Annotated in this window: 17 protein-coding genes and 1 pseudogene; 10 read left to right on the forward strand and 8 right to left on the reverse strand. The window is 58.7% G+C overall.

Annotated features, from left to right (window positions below; genetic code table 11):
• Positions 1 to 1,092: 1,092 nt before the first annotated feature.
• Entirely contained in the window at positions 1,093 to 2,256 is a 1,164-nt protein-coding gene (locus ACREYQ_RS13220) for a replication-relaxation family protein (RefSeq protein WP_432258035.1), read from the forward strand.
• Positions 2,257 to 2,310: 54 nt separating this feature from the next.
• A complete protein-coding gene (locus ACREYQ_RS13225; RefSeq protein ID WP_432258036.1) occupies positions 2,311 to 2,634 on the forward strand; it encodes a single-stranded DNA-binding protein in 324 nt (107 codons plus the stop codon).
• A gap of 136 nt (positions 2,635 to 2,770) precedes the next feature.
• Here the strand turns inward: ACREYQ_RS13225 and ACREYQ_RS13230 are convergent, their stop codons facing one another.
• Positions 2,771 to 3,073: a hypothetical protein gene (locus tag ACREYQ_RS13230; RefSeq protein ID WP_432258037.1), complete on the reverse strand. Its 303-nt coding sequence runs from the start codon at positions 3,071 to 3,073 to the stop codon at positions 2,771 to 2,773.
• Positions 3,074 to 3,178: 105 nt separating this feature from the next.
• On the opposite strand from ACREYQ_RS13230, the gene ACREYQ_RS13235 reads away from it, so the two are divergent.
• Positions 3,179 to 3,310: a hypothetical protein gene (locus ACREYQ_RS13235; protein ID WP_432258038.1), complete on the forward strand. Its 132-nt coding sequence runs from the start codon at positions 3,179 to 3,181 to the stop codon at positions 3,308 to 3,310.
• 1,549 nt (positions 3,311 to 4,859) lie between these two features.
• Here the strand turns inward: ACREYQ_RS13235 and ACREYQ_RS13240 are convergent.
• On the reverse strand, positions 4,860 to 5,405 hold the full coding sequence (locus ACREYQ_RS13240; protein ID WP_432258039.1) for an HAD domain-containing protein: 546 nt from the start codon (positions 5,403 to 5,405) through the stop codon (positions 4,860 to 4,862).
• 643 nt (positions 5,406 to 6,048) lie between these two features.
• Between ACREYQ_RS13240 and ACREYQ_RS13245 the strand changes: the two genes are divergently transcribed.
• The 4 genes from ACREYQ_RS13245 (at position 6,049) to ACREYQ_RS13260 (ending at position 7,923) form a co-directional block, all read left to right on the forward strand.
• Entirely contained in the window at positions 6,049 to 6,255 is a 207-nt protein-coding gene (locus tag ACREYQ_RS13245) for an AbrB/MazE/SpoVT family DNA-binding domain-containing protein (protein ID WP_432258040.1), read from the forward strand.
• Positions 6,255 to 6,971 (forward strand): hypothetical protein, encoded by a 717-nt coding sequence (locus tag ACREYQ_RS13250; RefSeq protein WP_432258041.1) that lies wholly within the window; start codon positions 6,255 to 6,257, stop codon positions 6,969 to 6,971. Before ACREYQ_RS13245 ends, ACREYQ_RS13250 begins: the two co-directional genes overlap by 1 nt.
• Positions 6,972 to 7,244: 273 nt before the next feature.
• Positions 7,245 to 7,493 (forward strand): type II toxin-antitoxin system Phd/YefM family antitoxin, encoded by a 249-nt coding sequence (locus ACREYQ_RS13255; protein ID WP_432258042.1) that lies wholly within the window; start codon positions 7,245 to 7,247, stop codon positions 7,491 to 7,493.
• 178 nt (positions 7,494 to 7,671) lie between these two features.
• Positions 7,672 to 7,923, forward strand: coding sequence for an AbrB/MazE/SpoVT family DNA-binding domain-containing protein (locus ACREYQ_RS13260; RefSeq protein WP_432258043.1), 252 nt, complete (start codon positions 7,672 to 7,674; stop codon positions 7,921 to 7,923).
• A gap of 441 nt (positions 7,924 to 8,364) precedes the next feature.
• Here the strand turns inward: ACREYQ_RS13260 and hfq are convergent, their stop codons facing one another.
• From hfq to ACREYQ_RS13290, 6 genes and pseudogenes are all read right to left on the reverse strand, one after another.
• Positions 8,365 to 8,694, reverse strand: a complete 330-nt coding sequence (gene hfq / locus ACREYQ_RS13265) for an RNA chaperone Hfq (RefSeq protein WP_432258044.1) — start codon at positions 8,692 to 8,694, stop codon at positions 8,365 to 8,367.
• 290 nt (positions 8,695 to 8,984) lie between these two features.
• Positions 8,985 to 9,602 (reverse strand): hypothetical protein, encoded by a 618-nt coding sequence (locus ACREYQ_RS13270; protein WP_432258045.1) that lies wholly within the window; start codon positions 9,600 to 9,602, stop codon positions 8,985 to 8,987.
• 20 nt (positions 9,603 to 9,622) lie between these two features.
• Positions 9,623 to 10,198 (reverse strand): chromate resistance protein ChrB domain-containing protein, encoded by a 576-nt coding sequence (locus ACREYQ_RS13275; RefSeq protein WP_432258046.1) that lies wholly within the window; start codon positions 10,196 to 10,198, stop codon positions 9,623 to 9,625.
• 39 nt (positions 10,199 to 10,237) lie between these two features.
• Positions 10,238 to 11,416 (reverse strand): chromate transporter, encoded by a 1,179-nt coding sequence (locus ACREYQ_RS13280; protein WP_432258047.1) that lies wholly within the window; start codon positions 11,414 to 11,416, stop codon positions 10,238 to 10,240.
• The gene (locus tag ACREYQ_RS13285) at positions 11,413 to 12,390 is read right to left on the reverse strand and encodes a chromate resistance protein ChrB domain-containing protein (protein ID WP_432258048.1); all 978 of its coding nucleotides are present in this window, start codon (positions 12,388 to 12,390) and stop codon (positions 11,413 to 11,415) included. The genes ACREYQ_RS13280 and ACREYQ_RS13285 overlap by 4 nt, the downstream gene beginning before the upstream one ends.
• A 331-nt stretch (positions 12,391 to 12,721) precedes the next feature.
• Positions 12,722 to 13,655 (reverse strand): annotated as a pseudogene (locus ACREYQ_RS13290) (DMT family transporter); the annotation flags it as partial.
• 75 nt (positions 13,656 to 13,730) lie between these two features.
• Between ACREYQ_RS13290 and ACREYQ_RS13295 the strand changes: the two are divergent.
• The 3 genes from ACREYQ_RS13295 to ACREYQ_RS13305 all read left to right on the forward strand — a co-directional run bounded on the left by ACREYQ_RS13295 (position 13,731) and on the right by ACREYQ_RS13305 (position 16,163).
• A complete protein-coding gene (locus ACREYQ_RS13295; RefSeq protein WP_215242566.1) occupies positions 13,731 to 14,009 on the forward strand; it encodes a metal/formaldehyde-sensitive transcriptional repressor in 279 nt (92 codons plus the stop codon).
• A 7-nt stretch (positions 14,010 to 14,016) separates the two neighbouring features.
• Complete coding sequence (dmeF, locus tag ACREYQ_RS13300; RefSeq protein ID WP_432258049.1) at positions 14,017 to 15,282, forward strand: CDF family Co(II)/Ni(II) efflux transporter DmeF; 1,266 nt, start codon at positions 14,017 to 14,019, stop codon at positions 15,280 to 15,282.
• Between the two features lie 173 nt (positions 15,283 to 15,455).
• Positions 15,456 to 16,163, forward strand: coding sequence for an alpha/beta hydrolase (locus ACREYQ_RS13305; protein WP_432258050.1), 708 nt, complete (start codon positions 15,456 to 15,458; stop codon positions 16,161 to 16,163).
• Positions 16,164 to 16,321: the final 158 nt, after the last annotated feature.

Below are 16,321 nucleotides of genomic sequence, written 5' to 3' on the forward strand. Positions count from 1 at the left end.
GCTATCAATACTCAGCCCGACAGTCGCGTGCGGACCCTGTGTTGCGGGGCCAGTGCACCACTGCGCCACATGCACGAGCGCCCTCGCGGTGCTCCACCGCTGCATCGCGGGTGACACCAAATTGGCGACAAGTAAATACTCGCGTGCGTCACCACGGATGCTGTGTGCATTCGCCACGGGAGCAGTGAGAGCGTCACCACGGCCACCGCCAACAGCATCCCCGAGGCCAGTCGAGGCAGCACCCTCAGCATCGGGTAGTACGGCTATGAGATAGGCCCGGCCCGACGGCACCAGACCCGCGCTCTTGATGGTAGCAGCGGGCGGACGGCCCGGCGTCCAGCCGGGGCCTTTGTGAACACGCAATGCGGCGTGCACGGGTCACGCTTGGCCTCGCGAGAACAGCTACGGGGAGACAGTTGCTCGCGACAGGGCGCGGCCAGGCGGGGCGAAACCCCGCCGCCGGCCCCGCGCGTGCCGACATTGGAAACAGGTGCAAGGCGCGCAGCGCGAGCATGGCGTGGCGCGGGGTCCCCGCGCTGCATCGAAGGCAGAGTTGCTCATGCAGCGTGGGGCAGCCAGGACGGCACGGCATGCCGGAAGAAGGGTTGCGTGCCGACGTCGAGGTAACAGGGTGGCCTCGATAAAACATCTGCGGACGGCGGCGGGGTTTCGCCCCGGCGCAGCCGGGCCGGGAGCCCGTTACCCTCGATGGACGTCGCGACGAATACGTCGAAGCCACGCGCCCCCGTGCGCGTGAGGAAAAACAAGGGGAAAAGACAGTTGCCCCATGCCCTTGTTTTTCCGTGCAGAGAGCCATCGCAGACACACAACGCTTGCGGGCGGGCGTGGTGGCCAGCCTATTGGGCCTTGGTTGCACAAGTAGCTATACGAAAAAACGGACCACGCACGCCCGGCGGCACAAGGCAGCTCGCGTGGCGTTGAAAACGCAACCCAAGGGAGACCATCGCAATGCGAGAACACTCAGCGGCGCAGCTTCGCGCGCCCATTGATACCGACTGCTGCGCCACGCAGACACCCGGTGGCACACTATGCAGGCCGACGCACGGCGCCACGGAGGGAAAAGACCGTGGCATGACGGAGACATCTGCTGCGCCCGCCGTGGCGCAATCATCCGCCCACAGCGTGTCGTTGCCAGAGCCTCGTGCTTCGCGACGCCAGGACCGAGGCCTGACCGCAGTGGTACATCCAACGGTGCTGCAGAGGGACATTTGGTTGCGAGCGCTGAGTACCCTCAATCGATTCCGGGTCATCAGAGCCATCGACATCGCTGTCGCCTGCTTTCCGGAACGCCCGTTCAAGGCGGCGCTGACGGCTGCTCAGCGTGCCATGCGCGGTTTGGCCAAAGCCAAATTTGTACGGCGTTATCGCACTAACCGGTTTCAGCACATTTATGGTCTGACCACTCGTGGAGCACGCTGGTTGCAAGAGCACGATGTCACCGCCGCCGCGTCGGTGCGCCGCGTCTCGGAGAAAACCAACCCCGAGCACCAGCTTTGGATGAATTTCATCGTTCTTGCGTGCGAGGCTAGAGGCCTGCTCGCACTAACCGAATCGGAAGTGTGGGACGAATTGAACCCAGACACAGAAAAAGGCCAACCTCTCAAGCAGGGGCTGACAAAAGTGGATATCAAACCGGACTCCAGGAAGGCGTCCTCGGAGGAGCGCACGATTGACCTGGATGTGGAACCACCAAAGCCGAAATGGCTCAGGCCTGACGCAATCGCAATTCAAGGCGACGACGTCACTTGGTTTGAAATCGATATAAGCACGCGGGGCTCCTACCGAGCGACCGCCCTGACTGCTCTAGCAACCAAGATTGGTTGCAAACTTGAAAATGGCAAGTCATTGCGCCGAGTGGTTGTCATGACCAGGGATGAAATCGTCTATCGACGGCACGTCCAGCTGATGCGAAAAAAGATGAAGTCCGCGAATGAGGCAGACATCTTCCTTACACGCGGATGTCATTTCAATGAACTTGCCGAAGGAGTCTTCGAGGTCATCGCGCCAATATGGGATGAGAAGGCATCGAAATCTGTGCTGCTAATTGTGGGCCACGTCATCTTTCAGCTGCTGCCAACATGGCTACCGAAAGTAAGGCTCGATGCCAGCAACCGACAGCCGCTATCAGGCTGGTTCGAGGAGAACTACCTGCCCTATCGCAGGCCCAAGAGCGCCAGACCTTGGCCAACTCCCTCCTCTCCCCTGCTGCGCAGGCACTCCATGCCCTCTAAGTAGTTGGTGCCTATACGTCTTGTGAGCACCCCGTTCACGACACCATAAAGGATACACATGCAGGCATTCGGAAACTTGGCGACCCAGCCGGAGCGCAGGACCACAAAGACCCCCGGCAAGACCTATTACGAATTTCGGATGTGCGAAAGCCAGCGCGGAAGTGACTCAGACCCTTGCTGGTATACGGTTAGGGTCATGAAAGACGCCGACCTGGGCCTCGCGAAAGGCGATTTCGTCAAAGTCACCGGCAAGCTCAAGACAGACTTCTATCTGTCACGCGAGGGCAAGCCTACAGGAACACTGCTGATTTTGGCTTTTGAGGCAGCGAAGATTGCGAAACAGCCAGCTCCGGCAGCCGAAGCTGGACCGGCGGCGGAATAGACCGCTCCGGAAAACTGCTCTTCGGTATTGATTCGGCCACCCAGACATGGGTGGCCTTTTTTCTCTTGGTGTGGCTGCTCAGCCGGTTAGAGACTCGGTCCGCTGTCATACATACCAACGGACCATCGACCGCCAATCAAGCCCGCTTGCTCGGCAGGTGTCGCCAAGTTTCCTGGCGCCACTGTTCGCCCTCTTCTGCGTCAATGATGCCACGTCCGAGCAGCGCGCTGACATGCACCGTGCTGAGCTCCTCACCATCCCGGAATGCGACATACGCAGAATCGAGCAGAGCGGTTTCAACATCGCCATTGAGCACAATGCGCTCGTGCTTCGCCTCGGCCCGTACCGCTCGAACAGCCTGCTTCAGTGGTTGGTCGCACCAGTGAGACTGTAGCGGCGCGTCCGCAAACAACCAATCCTCAACATCCCATAGCCGCATGCGAGACTCTCTATCCGTCGATAGCATAACTAGAATCCGGCACCCATCAAGTGGAAGTACAACGGATAGGTCAGTGCTATGCTCAAGAAATTGGAGGACCACGCCATGAGCAAACTGCTGCGCTTCGCGTCATCACAAGAAAACATCGACCGACTTGCCATCCGGCTCGCCATGGTAGTTGGCGTCTTCGGGGTGGCGGTGGCCATCGTAACTATTGTGGCCATAACTACTAAGTGACCGGTTCGGTTTAAGGAATTCATTCGCGCGCACCAGTCTCGAAGATGGCTGCGAGCGCAGCGAACCCTATGTCGCTGGCGACGGCGTTATCAGGTGCTAGGCGCATTGCCGCGCCCCTCCCATGGACCGCGTTGGACCGCCGGATACAGATGGCGAAGCCCGGACGGAGTCCCGCTCAAACAGAGAGTGCGTGCACTCGTATGACATGGCCATTCCTGGTTCCTCGATTACCTGACACCATTGGTTCGCGTGGCGGACTACCGCACTCGCGCTGACGGCCGCTCTGCGCTCAATTAGCGCCGCCAGCGTCCAACTGCCCGAATCCACCGGCGGACACCCTTTGCGCTCTCGCGCAGCACAATGGACAAAATCGTCCGAAGACGAACGTCGTGATATGTATCTGCCGAGCTAATCTGTGCCGTTTCACGCGCTGGCAATCCGCAGGCGACCCTTACCTTCCGACGCAACCACGCCCTCCACGCAGCGCGACAGAACGCGCGCTCAGCAGCATCTGGTGTTCTTCTGACGGCATGGAATTCCTGCCCGTCGATGAAGCCTGACACTTCATAGCCGTCACGACGTTGCGAGCGCCACGCTGTGTAGCCCCAACAGAAGATTTCTGTTGCCATCCGCCCTCCCCTCCTCTGTGCCTATCCGAACATTGTTCCCAACTTCTGCTGATTGAGCAAAGGCGTTGCGGTCAGCGATGCCGAAGACAGCGGTGTGCACGGCCCTGACACCAAGCCGACCAGTGCTCGTCATCACTCTGCGATATCAGCCTGCGGTCCCACGCTTCTGGGAGCCGCTCCAGCGCGAGGCAGTTAACTTCATGGATAGGCGCCGGGGACAACAACAGCCTGAATTGTGGAGCCCGCCGGGGCATCACCTTCCTCAGCCGGAACGAATGTTGCGCTGCTTGCGCTACAGCGGAAACATCTGGAGTAACTCTCCAGCGTTACTGTTCGCGCTAGCCCCTCAGACGCCAGATAGTGATTGGCTTCACAAATCTGCGCATCAGCAACAGACAAGGGAACTGCGACATGGACCCACCCACAGGCGGGACATTTGAATGTTTTATACATGATGCTCTCGTCGTACTAGTCGAACATTGCTCCCGCATGAGTTGTCAGGTAGCTTCGCCCGCACCACCCAGTAGCGACTCGTCAGTGACGTCACGAAAGCTTGTCACTCCGTTCACATGGCACCAACCAGCCCAGGTCAATTCACCCTCGACACTGGTCCCCGGAGCGCCTTCAAGAAGATATCTCCGCCCGGAACGGGTTACACCGACACAGGTATGCGCATCGAATTCGACGATTGCAGAGCTGACTCGGCCCGTTCCTCGGCCAGGACGCGACCCGACGAAATGCCGCTGCCCGCGTTCAGTCTCATACACTCGCCATCGTACCAATACGACTTCCGGGAGTTCCTCTACCGAGCGCGCCTTCCATATTGTCAAGATGCTCTCTCCTTCCTCAGTGCGCGATTGCTGCTCGCGCAGAACGACGACTACCCCTCGCGCGTTGAAGTTCGATTGCGGAATTGCAACTCACCGCCAGTCCCGGACATGGAAGGTTGCATACAGTCTTTCCCTCAACATCCGTTGCACGTCCCTATCCCCCAAGCCCACACCGCGTTGACAGTGAACAAGATTGAGCATGCAGCTCTCGAATCCGTCCTTGCGGTCATCGAGGGCTAGCCAGCTTCTCAGCCGGTGCCTGGTGACATATTGCAAAACTTGTTCTCCCCGCGTAAGGGCGGAGAACTGCAACGCGTTTTTGTCGTCGTCGGGGTAGGTAGCACCAATAACTCGGTCGCGCAATGACGCAAGCGGCAACGCGTCGCGTGCGCGCTCAAATCCAAAGGTGAGCACCCAATCAGAGGAGATAACTATCCTGACATCAGGGTACGGTTCGAGCAGCTGCTCAAGAATCCCGGCGTACTCGAACAGCTCTACGCCAGGCTCGCTCGCGACAGCGCCCTCTCCCACTACATAGCAGTCGCAGCGAGTGAGGCAATTGTCGTAATCCAGGAACAGTACATTCCCCGGCGCACTCGCCTCGCTTATCCGCCCCTTCCCACCTGCAGCGCTCATGTCCATCGCTCCCCCCATCAATCACGTCCAACGACCAACGCTCGCTCGGCATACACCATGAGATTGATACTAGCCGCGTAGTGTGCTGACAGCAATGTTTTCAATATTTTGAATTAATTTTTATTGAAAAATATAATTATCAACTTTCAAATCCCAGCTAAGAGATTTTTCAATAAAAGCCGAGCCGCAGTACCCCATGGCATTGCCACTCTACAGACGTCGTCTTGATACGAAATCTTGCATAACAATCTCGTGCGGGAATCACCGTTGCGGGCTATGCTGTACACAGGACGGACACTGGATAGTGGGTATGTCAACTTGCGACCAGAATCGGTACACGATAGTCGAACTTGCTGAGCTCGCCAGGTCAGACGAGCTAGAGCGGGTCATCCAGGCGGCGGGCGCTCCCCCAGCCCAGGCGACGGGCAAGCGTAGGAGGTGGTCTGAACTGAAAGGGTTCGACCGCGCCTCGTTCGACTATGAGGCCTATCTGAAATCTCTGACGGCATAGTCAGCCCAGTGCCCGGACAGCCAGTGGCTTGTTCTGCTAACTGCCCTGTACGACGGGAGAGCGCAGAAAGGCGCTTCGGCGGCCAAGCCCGCCTCCCCACGATGCATTGAAAGTCCCATAGGGTCACTCGTAATGGCGATTCCAAAGGCACTCAGCGAGCAAGACGGCTTACAGGAAAGCGCCAATGCCGACCTTCATGTTTCCGGCAAGGAAATGACTGTAGAGGCCAGGAGTCGCCCCCGCCACAAGCTCACCGACCTGATAGCAGAAATGCCGAACGGGCTGCCGCGCGTCCAAGGGTGGGAGGGGACGCCTTCTGTCGGTTTGGAAGATTGCTGATGCCACGGCGCCTGCAGGAGATTGTCAGCAAGCTATACCGCCCACCTGTCGGGGTGCGGCAGGTTTTTGCGCTGTCTCGTGATGATGCAGAGCGGCTGCCTCGCCTCGCTTCAATTGCGGTCATCTCTATCACCGCACCGGAGCGACCAGCGGCACAGCTCGACGGCATTAACCACGTACTGCGTTTATCTTTCGCCGACGTGGACTTCCTGAGGCCGAAACTGTCCGCAAAAGCGAAGGCAAAGCTTGATAGCGCATTCACAGTTGAGCAAGCCCAGGCGGTGCGGCAGTTCGTCGACTGCCTGCCCGCCGACATTGCTTCGGTCGTAGTGCATTGCGAGGGGGGTTTCTCGCGGTCCTGCGCCATAGCCCTAGGACTCCACCACCTCTATGGATATCAAGTGGAGACGGAGCAACTTACGCAGGCGAATCCATCTGTCCTCCGAGTGCTCACGGGCAAGCACAACTCAGGGATTCATGCATATCACTCGACCACCAAGATGCCCGACAGGCTGCTGACGATTGCAGAAGCAGCTGCTCAGTTAGACGTTAGCCGACCATACGTATCGATGCTGTGTGACGCGGGCAAGCTGGGCGAAATAGACATGGAGAATCAGGACTCATCGACTGTCGCTATTTTTCGAGCTCTTTCCATGGAGGATGATGATTTGTCGCAAATTTTGAATTTTGTTGGCGATTTTGTCGCGTTTTTTTAATTGCCAAGCAAGAGAGCAGAAGAAGTCACTCGCAGAGACTTGAGCCAGCGCAGGAGTTCTACTGTTGCCTCCTCAAGAACGGAACTGGCCGCATCCGTGAGATAGCCAGTGCACGGCCTGTGGCGACAAATGACGAAATGACTATGAGACCCGGCGTGGGCTACTCCACCTACGATGCCCACGACGACTCTCCGCTCGTTACGAAAAAGGCGCTGAATATAGCTGTTAGGCAGACTGGACTAATATCATTATCAACTGGCAAGGAGGTGCCCGATGAAAGTACTGAACATGCGGGAAGCCAAGTCTTCGTTCTCGCGCCTGGTTCAGGCAGTGGAGCAAGGGCGCGAGCGCGAAATCATCATCGCCCGAGCCGGCCACCCCGTCGCGAAGCTGGTGCCCCTAAACGTGGACCCCGAAAGCAAGCGTATTGGGGTTGCCAAGGGCCTATTTGATGTGCCGGACAACATTGATACCCATAACAACGAAGTCGCGGAGTTGTTCCTTGGCCCAGGTCCCACATGAACCTTCTGTCGGGCACGCATGTCGCCATGTGGGCTATCACGGACAGTCCAAAATTGTCAGCGCCACCCCGAAGCCACTGACGACCACACCCACCATGTTCACGTACGCGATAATGGCCGCGAGGACGAAGGGGACGAGGTCGGTGGAAAATGCATGTATATCAAACGGGGGCCGCCGAATGATTCTGCGTATCGCAAAGTGGGGCGGCAGTCTCGCGCTGCGCATTCCGGCCAATTTTGCTCGCCAAATTGGCCTCAAGGAGGGTGACCAAGTGCAGGCGAACCTTACCGTGGATGGCAATATCAGCATTCGCGCAAGCCAGTTGGGACCGCAACGCGTTCGCGCAAGAATTGGCATCAATGCGCGAAGCGATGCCCATGACCGAGTCTGTCATGGAGGAACTGCGGCGAGGCACTCGCTACTGACGTAATCGGAATGATGGATGGGGCTGCCATAGTCTTCCCGAGTCGACTCACTTGACTTCAGAGTACCAACGGGTTCCCAGAGACTAGCCGGCAACCAGGGAAGTCGAAAGTCGATTCCCGCCTGCAGCGTGGTTCAAAGTCCCAACCAGCGCAGCCCTCTGCGTTAGGGTGAGCGACGAATACCGCCCCAAAAGCCACTCCTGCAGCTTGCTATCAGCGACGGCGTCGCAGTCTTGTGCTTACCCGGCACGCGTGGCACCGCGCCTCTCAAAAAACAGCCTGACAGCGCGCCACATGCCCAAGAACACAGCGTTTCATGCTTGGTAGCAGGAGACATTGTCCAAAAACTGCACGTATGGGGCGACGCCTTGTCCAAAGCAGTCCAATCCTAAGCCTCTCGCCAGAAGGGCACCCGCCTTCGCAGGCTGCAAAGTGCAAAAGGGAGATTATTCGTTTCCACCATCGCCCCCCGTGAAACGGCGTTTCCGCTTGACAACAACACCTTCCTTCGGCTCACTGCCGAAGTTCGTACGCCCTTCGGAACGAGTGCCTGAACCCGCCTGACGGACGCCGGTCGGCACCTGGATAGTCGAAATTGCTCGCTTGTAGACAATTTGCGTGCCGCCGGGCCCGCCGAGCATCACCACGAACTGGTCGAATGACTCGATTGAACCGGTCAGCTTGATGCCGTTGACTAGGTATACCTCGACACGCTTCCGCTCTTTGCGCGCTGTGTTCAGAAAGGCGTTCTGCGAATTGGGGTCTTCAAGCTGCATTGGTTAGTTCACATTGAGGGCAGCTGCCGTCGTTGCGAGAATGAACTCCGGCCACCCTTACAAGATAGACAAAAACACGAAACGGTTGAACCTGGAAGCGAAGGCTCCACCTCCGTCACCTGAATGTCCCCGACGAGGGTGGCCGCATAGCCATCGCGCATCCAATCGCACATCTCTGCGAGCACCACCCCTCCATGCCCACACTCCCCCCTCACATTGGCACGAACCTGTTACGCACATGCATGTGCACTTTCTCGCCACCGACATAACCATTGACCACATAGTGCCGTTTAGCGTGTTCCGTCATAACTGAAGTCATCGAATGCCGTCACGCTGTCGGCTTTCGTCCAGACCCCGACGGCCCCAGGCCCGGCAATGTGGCGGTCGTCCGTTTCGATGTAAGGTTTGCTGTCGAAGAGCACGCGGACGTGCGTTCCGCTAAACTCGACGCGGAGCGTTTGCCAAATATTGCGATGAACTTCTACGTTGACGGATTTGAGTTCTTTTCTCCTTCCACGCTCGACGTAGTAGAAAGTGATGTTGTTTTCCAGGGCGTTCACGCGCGCCAGGTAGTAGCCCTCACCGCTGGTCCAGCGCCACACAATGCCACCGGCCTGGTCCTCTTTTCCGCTTAGCGGCTTAAGCTTGACCTCGACGAAGCCGTCAGCGATTGCGACGTCCTTCTTCACACACCAGGGAAACGTTCCAGTTCCCATCTGCTTCAGGACGTTCGGTGGGCTGGGGGCCGTCGAGTCTGCTTCCACAGACCATTTCGGAGAACCACCTCCAGTTGAGCCAGCAATCCAACCAGGGGGTAGTGCTCCGACGACATCGCTGTCGAACGGGACCGTCGTAGCAGCGAACGTGACGGCCGGTGCAGCAAACAACGTGGCGAAGATGCGTTTCACGTCAGCCTCCCGGTAGCCATTTACATCTGCGGCGGCCAGTTATGCATTTCTCCCTGGCAGCTCTCACACCGGGCGTAGAGCGCGTCGTACATGACCATGCCGTGTCGGAGCATTTCATGGTCGTCGGGAAACGCCTGGGACAACCCGAGCAATATCGCATACAGGCCGGCCGATTGTGGCGTCAGGTCAAGCCGAGACGTGTCTGCTCCTCGGACGATGGCAGCGAGTTGCCGAAGCGGCGGCGTAGTTAGATTGTATTTCTTGAGAAACGCGTCGAAGCTGCACAACTCTCCCACATGCGACAGTTCCACGAGGTTGGACTCGCGCGCCTTGGCCAGTGCTTCCTCCACCTTGTTGGCTGCCGCGACGGCGGGCTTGTGATGGAAGGTGTAATGCAGCTCGACAGTGCGCGCATCGATATGCGGCTCCAGCGCATCGTAGGCAAACGGCAGCGGGGCCGCCGCGTACTTGCCATCGGTGTCCGTCAGCTTGTCGACGTAACCTGGTGATTCCGCCGCGTCAGCCGACCCAGCAGCCAAAACCAACCTGGCGGTTGCTGCGCCCGCCTGGTGGACGAACTTTCTACGCGACGCCATAACTTCTCATTCAGAGGAACGCGGCCGGCGCATTGAGCGCTAGTGCGCATGTAGAAGTGGGAACACGACAAGACCAAAGAGAGCGGCTGCGACGACAATGACAGGCTCCTGGGGCTTCTTGAATCGCCAGAGCAGCAGGACCGTTGCCAAGGCCACCGCTGCTGTCGGTATGTCAATGACAGAGCGCTTCGCGATGACGAGCACCGAGCCCGAAATTGCCCCGATAGCGGCCGCCGTAATGCCATCGACAAACGCTTTCACGGCAGGCAGGTGGCCGTATTTCTTGAAATACGGAGCAGGGAGAACTGTGAACAAATAGCAAGGCAGGAAGGTGCCGAGGGCGGCGACACAGGCGCCTGCGAAGCCCGCGACCAAGTAACCAATGAACCCTACGGTAATGACAACCGGGCCGGGTGTAATCATCGCAACCGCCACTGCATCGACGAACTGGCGGTCGTTCAGCCAGTGGTGTTCGGTGACAACGCCGCCATAGAGGAACGGCACAATTGCCAGCCCGGACCCAAACACAAACGCCCCGGCCTTTGTGAAGAAGAGCGCAATGTGTCCAAGCAACGGAATGTCGAGGCCGCTTAGCGCTCCGCTCATAGCAGGGAGGAGCCCGACCGCGAATCCGTTGACAGAGCCCTTCTGCAGCCACTTGGGTGGCGCCCGACGCAGCCAGCCGATAATTCCTGCTGCAATGAAGAGCCATGCAATCTCGGACTCTGTGATGAACGTGATTGCTGCCAGCGTCAGGTAGATGACCCACAGTAGTTTGTCCGAGCCAACGGTCTTGGTGGTTAGTTTGTAGGCACTCATGGCGATGATGCCAACGACTGCTGCGCCAACGCCATAGAATGTCGCCTGCATCCATGAGAGTCCGCCGAAGTGGGCGTATGCCCACCCGAGCGCCAGGACCATCAGGAAGGACGGTATAACGAATGCAAGTCCTACAAGCGTCGCCCCCAGGACTCGGAAATGCACAAAGCCGAGATAGATGGCCAATTGCGCGGCCATAGGGCCTGGTGCCAACTGCGCAAGCGTTAGCCCCTCTTTGTAATCTGCCTCGGTAATCCAACCGAGGCGCTCAACGAGGTCCCGTCGCATATAGCCTGCCAAGGCTACCGGGCCGCCAAAACCAAACGTACCGAGGCGCAACATATAAAAGACAAGCTGGCCGAGCGTATAGGTTGGTGCGGTTTGGGTCATCGTGTTCATTGACGCTTCCTCGCGGCATCCTTCTCGGCCGCAGCGAAATGCTCGAGCAGCGAGTCCAGCACAGGACTTATTTCGGTCAGCAGTGCGTCGTCGCCTAGGCCACGTCGCTTTGCTCCCGTCATGATTGCTTCGAATCCCGCAGCCTCCGGAACGGCGGCACCACCAATATCGAGGGAGTGAACCATTGTGCCGAGGCCGAGCATCCCCGGTTCGGCCTCGAGTCCAAAGCTGGCGGCCAACACTTCGTAAGTGACGCGGTCGCCGACGTGCGAAAACGCGGCGCCGTCGAAGTCAAATCCCAACGCGTCAGGCGGACAATCAGCAGGCGACGTGAGCCAGATAAATTGCGCCTGACCATCGATGAATCGACGAATCAGCCATGCACTGGCGACCCGGTCCACCCAGAGTCGCTGGCGCGTAGCCCAGACTCGGCCCTGATACTCCTCGCGATTGAGCAGCCGAATGTTGCCTTCTACCTGGTGCGGCTCGCCCGGCGACAGAACGGTATCCGCGAGAGCAACGAAGTCCTGCCAGGCAGCTTCTGCTCTCGTTGATGCGTCGCTCGGGAAGTAGTCGACACTCGAAATCGCCTCGAAGTCCTTCCTAACGCGCCGCAACAACCGCGTGATTTCGGCCGGCGTAAGAACTGAGAGGGTCTTGCGCGCCTCGGCCAACGACTTGATGAATGCGTCGAAATCGGCACTCTTGTCGAACATTGACCGAAACTCCACTTCCTGGCTTTCGTCACGACTCGGCGTGCAGACGAGATGGGCAGTGCCACCGGCCTCACCAATTCCTTGACCGAGGTCCAACAGGTCCGCCTCGGCCTCCTCGCTCGCCGGCAACAGGTACACCCCGTCTCGCAAGGTCGCACAGCCCTTGGCCTTGAGAGCGCGCCAGTAGCGCATGCGTGCGGTTGGGTTGTCAGTTGGGAGAGTGAGCACCAACAGCAACCACTGCTTAACCATATCCATGTCACGTAAACTACAACATAGTTACGGCTGCTACAAGAACCATTTGTAGCAGCCGTTTTGGACCATGCTGACCCTGCGTTACCACACAGCGAGGCGCGACGCGAAGCCCGAACGGATTGAACTGCAATGAAAGATGCCAACCGCCATGGCGGCATGAATGAGGACGAAGAACCGCTGCGCGATGAACATGTCGCTTAGCGCACTTTTGGCGGGCTGGTGCCGTGCAATGGCACGCACACTACGTCGTGCGAAGTCGGTCATCGCAGCAAACTGAGTCAGCTCGAACTAGAGGAGGAGGCAGTCCAAACCGTTCTCGCCAAGAGCCGCCACCCTATTGCGATTTCTGGTGGCGATGTCGGTGGTGGATGTCCGGGAAATGGGCGTGGGTGTGCGTAATCGGCGGATGCCAATGTGGATGGGTGTGCGGTTCTTGCCCGTCCCACGGAAAGTCGTGGTCATGCTGATGGTGCTCATCATGCCGGTGGGAATGCGCATGCTCCATCTGCTCATGCGTGTGTTCGTGCCGTTCACGCAAATGCAGCCAGACACCTAGTGCCATCAGGACGAAGGCCAACCAGAACAGCATGTTGGACATCTGTGGCCATAGCGCGAGCGAAATGATGACGCCAAATAGCGGCGCCACCGAGAAGTACGCACCGGTTCTCGCCGTACCCAGATAGCGTAGCGCCACCACGAAGAGCGCGAGACTCAACCCGTAGCCTGCGAAGCCCACCACCATCGCCGACAGCAGAGGTACCGCACCCGGCAACTTGGCACCGGCAATCAGCGCGAACGCAGTGTTACACACACCGGCAACCAGTCCTTTCAAGCAGGCAATCAAGATAGCGTCATTGGACGACACCTTTCGCGTCAGGTTGTTATCAATGGCCCAGCAGACGCAAGCTGCCACTATCAGCAGTGCACTCGGCGACAGTGTCGCCCCCGCCGGCTGCCAGGAAAGCAAAACGCCCCCGGCCACGATGGCGACCATGCCCAGGACAATCTGTCCTGTCAGCATTCTCCTTGACGACCATCCAGGCAATGAGCGCCGTGAACACACCCTCAACGTTAAGAAGCAGCGATGCCGAAGCCGCGTCGGTTGCAACCAGGCCTTTCATCAGAAAGGCTGGTCCCGCAACCCCTCCTGCCAGAATTGCGCCGAACAACCACGCGAGTTCACGCCTGGGGATATCCGCCTGGTGCTCAGCCAAGCCGCGAGCGCTCTTCCGGCCAAGTGCTCTTGCCGGTTCCAGGAGCCCAAGACCAGGAAGCCTGCAAGGTCATACCATCTTGTTCGGCAATGAATATATACTCCCCCATACTATATTCGAGGTGAAGCCGTGAGCCATACAATCCGCGAGAAACAGAAGTTGTTGAACCGGGTGCGTCGCATCCGGGGTCAGATTGATGCCATCGAACGTGCGCTCGAGGAAGAGCAAGGTTGCGTGGGCGTGCTGCAGCAAATCACGAGTTGCCGTGGGGCCATGAATGGCCTCCTGGCGGTGGTACTGGAGGACCACATTCGCACGCACCTTGTCGAGGCCGAGCCTGCCCATGGCGAGTCTGAAGGCGACGCCAAGGAGCAACTCATTGAGGTAGTGCACAGCTACTTTAAGTGAGACAGCAATGAGCAATTTCTACGACGCCCCATTTGGGGCAGGCCACGACCATGTCTTCTTGGGCGCCGGGCACGAGAAGAACGAGCGCAAGACGTGGGCCGTAATTGTCCTCTGCGCCCTCATGATGATTGCCGAAATCGTCGGCGGCAGTCTGTTTGGGTCGCTGGCTCTTGTCGCAGACGGACTGCACATGTCGACGCATGCCGGCGCCATGCTGATTGCAGCGCTCGCTTACACCTACGCGCGCCGCCACGCCAATGACCCGCGCTTCGTCTTTGGCACTGGCAAGCTGGGCGACCTCGCTGGGTTCACCAGCGCCATCATCCTGGCCATGATTGCCTTGCTGATTGCCTATGAAGCGGTCGCCCGCTTCTTTGCTCCCGTGCCAATTCACTTCAACGAAGCCATCCCCATCGCAGTCGTCGGCCTGCTGGTGAATATCGCGAGTGCCTGGCTGTTGAGCGGTGGCGACCATCATGGGCACAGTCATGGTCACGGGCACGCGCACGGCGACAAGCACGACCATGATGAACAGGTACAGCTCATTTCCACGCCAGCGGGCGACTTCGCGCTATCCATCTTCGAAGATGGCGTGCCACCGGTTTTTCGCCTCACGGCAGAAACGGCAAACCTGGCCTTGCCGGCCAGCACGGTGACTGTGACCACGATTCGGCCGGACAGCAGCCGCCAGGAATTTGCGCTATTGCGCAAGGCCAACTGTCTGGAGTCCACGACCGAGATTCCTGAGCCGCATGCCTTCACCGTGTTGGTCGGCCTTGCCGGCAGTGTGCACACCCTGGAATTTGAAGAGCACGGTCACGAGGAGGACCACGGCGCACATCACCGCGACCACAATATGCGGGCCGCCTACATTCACGTTGTGGCCGATGCTGCCGTCTCCGTTATGGCTATCATCGGTCTGTTGCTAGCCAAGACGTTTGGCTGGCTTTGGATGGACCCGCTGGCCGGTGTCGTCGGCGCACTGGTAATTGCCAACTGGTCATACGGCCTCATCCGCGACACCGGTGGCATCCTGGTCGATATAAATCCTGACCAGCGTATGGCGGGCAAAGTCAAGGCGGCAATCGAAGCCGACGGGGACAAGCTGGTCGACCTGCACGTATGGCGCGTAGGCCCGGGCCACCTGAGTGCTGTGGTGTCTGTGGCCACAAATGAACCGCAACGTGGGCCTCAGTACTATCACTCACGCCTAAGGCAATTCAAGAGCTTGTCTCATGTTACCGTCGAAGTGCTCGACTCGCGCACGGCATAACGAAACGCGATGCGCATAGCATCAGCGCCAGGACGGAGGGGGCGAACCAGGCGACAAACCACAACTGCGCACTACAATCTGGCGCGGCTAACGAACTGCGAGGAGACGAACAGGGCGGACTACGGCATTACAACGCCTACCGCCGACTCCAAGAGCACTGACAGCTGAGGACCATGTTTGCCCTGAAGCGTTTCGCAATTGACACCGGTGCCGAGGTGTTGGCTGGCGACCTGCTTGCAGCGGATGGGCGCGCCAGCTGCCTCGTGCTGCATGGTGGTGCAAGCACGAGCGAACGGTCCCACTGGCTTGTGCTCCGCCAGAATCTAGCGAGCCATGGGATTGGGTCGGTTGCCGTGGATTTCTCAGGGCACGGGGAGAGCTCGGCACAAACGCCCAACTCCCTAAGTAAGCGCTACAACGAGGCAGTTGCAGCGTTGCAGTACCTTGATGACGCCGAGCCGCGCGCTGTCATCGGTATCAGCATGAGTGGTGAAATCGCGGTGCGCCTTGCCGCTGACCCTCGCAACCGCATAACGCGACTGGTCACACTAGTCGGCGCCGCCTACGATTCAGCCGCTTTCGAGGTGCCCTTCGGGCCAGCCTTCACCAAAATACTCCGCACACCGCAAAGCTGGCGTCGGTCGGTTGTCTTCGAACAGATAGCGTCATTTCCTGGCCGCTTAACGGTGGTTCGCGCGACCGATGACACCGTCGTTCCCTCCACCATCGGCGAGCTGCTCATTGCGAACGCCAGGCGTGCGGAGCATGCGGAAATTGTAGACATCCTCAATACAGACCACGCTCTCGGCTTAGCCATGCGCGCACAGCCGGGGCTAGTCGACCGCTTCGCAAACGTCATCTGTCGCGCCATTCTTGCCTGACAGCGGGGCACTGCAAAACGCAGTGCCCACGAAATGCAGTGGTCCAGGCTTGCTTCTCGAACCCGCTAGTGCTCACGCGTTACGGTGGAGTTGTACTGCGGCTGCTCGCAATCTGCACCGCTCCTTCCGCGTTAGTCGTCGTTTCCATGATGTCCATG

This window comes from Cupriavidus sp. TMH.W2 (assembly GCF_050847365.1).
In the GTDB taxonomy this organism is placed as follows: domain Bacteria; phylum Pseudomonadota; class Gammaproteobacteria; order Burkholderiales; family Burkholderiaceae; genus Cupriavidus.

What these genes read in the sequence shown, in the direction of transcription:
- ACREYQ_RS13220 (WP_432258035.1), top strand. Translation starts at nt 1,093, where the DNA reads ATGACGGAGACATCTGCTGCGCCCGCCGTGGCGCAATCATCCGCCCAC.
- ACREYQ_RS13225 (WP_432258036.1), top strand. Translation starts at nt 2,311, where the DNA reads ATGCAGGCATTCGGAAACTTGGCGACCCAGCCGGAGCGCAGGACCACA.
- ACREYQ_RS13230 (WP_432258037.1), bottom strand. Translation starts at nt 3,073, where the DNA reads ATGCGGCTATGGGATGTTGAGGATTGGTTGTTTGCGGACGCGCCGCTA.
- ACREYQ_RS13235 (WP_432258038.1), top strand. Translation starts at nt 3,179, where the DNA reads ATGAGCAAACTGCTGCGCTTCGCGTCATCACAAGAAAACATCGACCGA.
- ACREYQ_RS13240 (WP_432258039.1), bottom strand. Translation starts at nt 5,405, where the DNA reads ATGAGCGCTGCAGGTGGGAAGGGGCGGATAAGCGAGGCGAGTGCGCCG.
- ACREYQ_RS13245 (WP_432258040.1), top strand. Translation starts at nt 6,049, where the DNA reads ATGGCGATTCCAAAGGCACTCAGCGAGCAAGACGGCTTACAGGAAAGC.
- ACREYQ_RS13250 (WP_432258041.1), top strand. Translation starts at nt 6,255, where the DNA reads ATGCCACGGCGCCTGCAGGAGATTGTCAGCAAGCTATACCGCCCACCT.
- ACREYQ_RS13255 (WP_432258042.1), top strand. Translation starts at nt 7,245, where the DNA reads ATGAAAGTACTGAACATGCGGGAAGCCAAGTCTTCGTTCTCGCGCCTG.
- ACREYQ_RS13260 (WP_432258043.1), top strand. Translation starts at nt 7,672, where the DNA reads ATGATTCTGCGTATCGCAAAGTGGGGCGGCAGTCTCGCGCTGCGCATT.
- hfq (WP_432258044.1), bottom strand. Translation starts at nt 8,694, where the DNA reads ATGCAGCTTGAAGACCCCAATTCGCAGAACGCCTTTCTGAACACAGCG.
- ACREYQ_RS13275 (WP_432258046.1), bottom strand. Translation starts at nt 10,198, where the DNA reads ATGGCGTCGCGTAGAAAGTTCGTCCACCAGGCGGGCGCAGCAACCGCC.
- ACREYQ_RS13280 (WP_432258047.1), bottom strand. Translation starts at nt 11,416, where the DNA reads ATGAACACGATGACCCAAACCGCACCAACCTATACGCTCGGCCAGCTT.
- ACREYQ_RS13285 (WP_432258048.1), bottom strand. Translation starts at nt 12,390, where the DNA reads ATGGATATGGTTAAGCAGTGGTTGCTGTTGGTGCTCACTCTCCCAACT.
- dmeF (WP_432258049.1), top strand. Translation starts at nt 14,017, where the DNA reads ATGAGCAATTTCTACGACGCCCCATTTGGGGCAGGCCACGACCATGTC.
- ACREYQ_RS13305 (WP_432258050.1), top strand. Translation starts at nt 15,456, where the DNA reads ATGTTTGCCCTGAAGCGTTTCGCAATTGACACCGGTGCCGAGGTGTTG.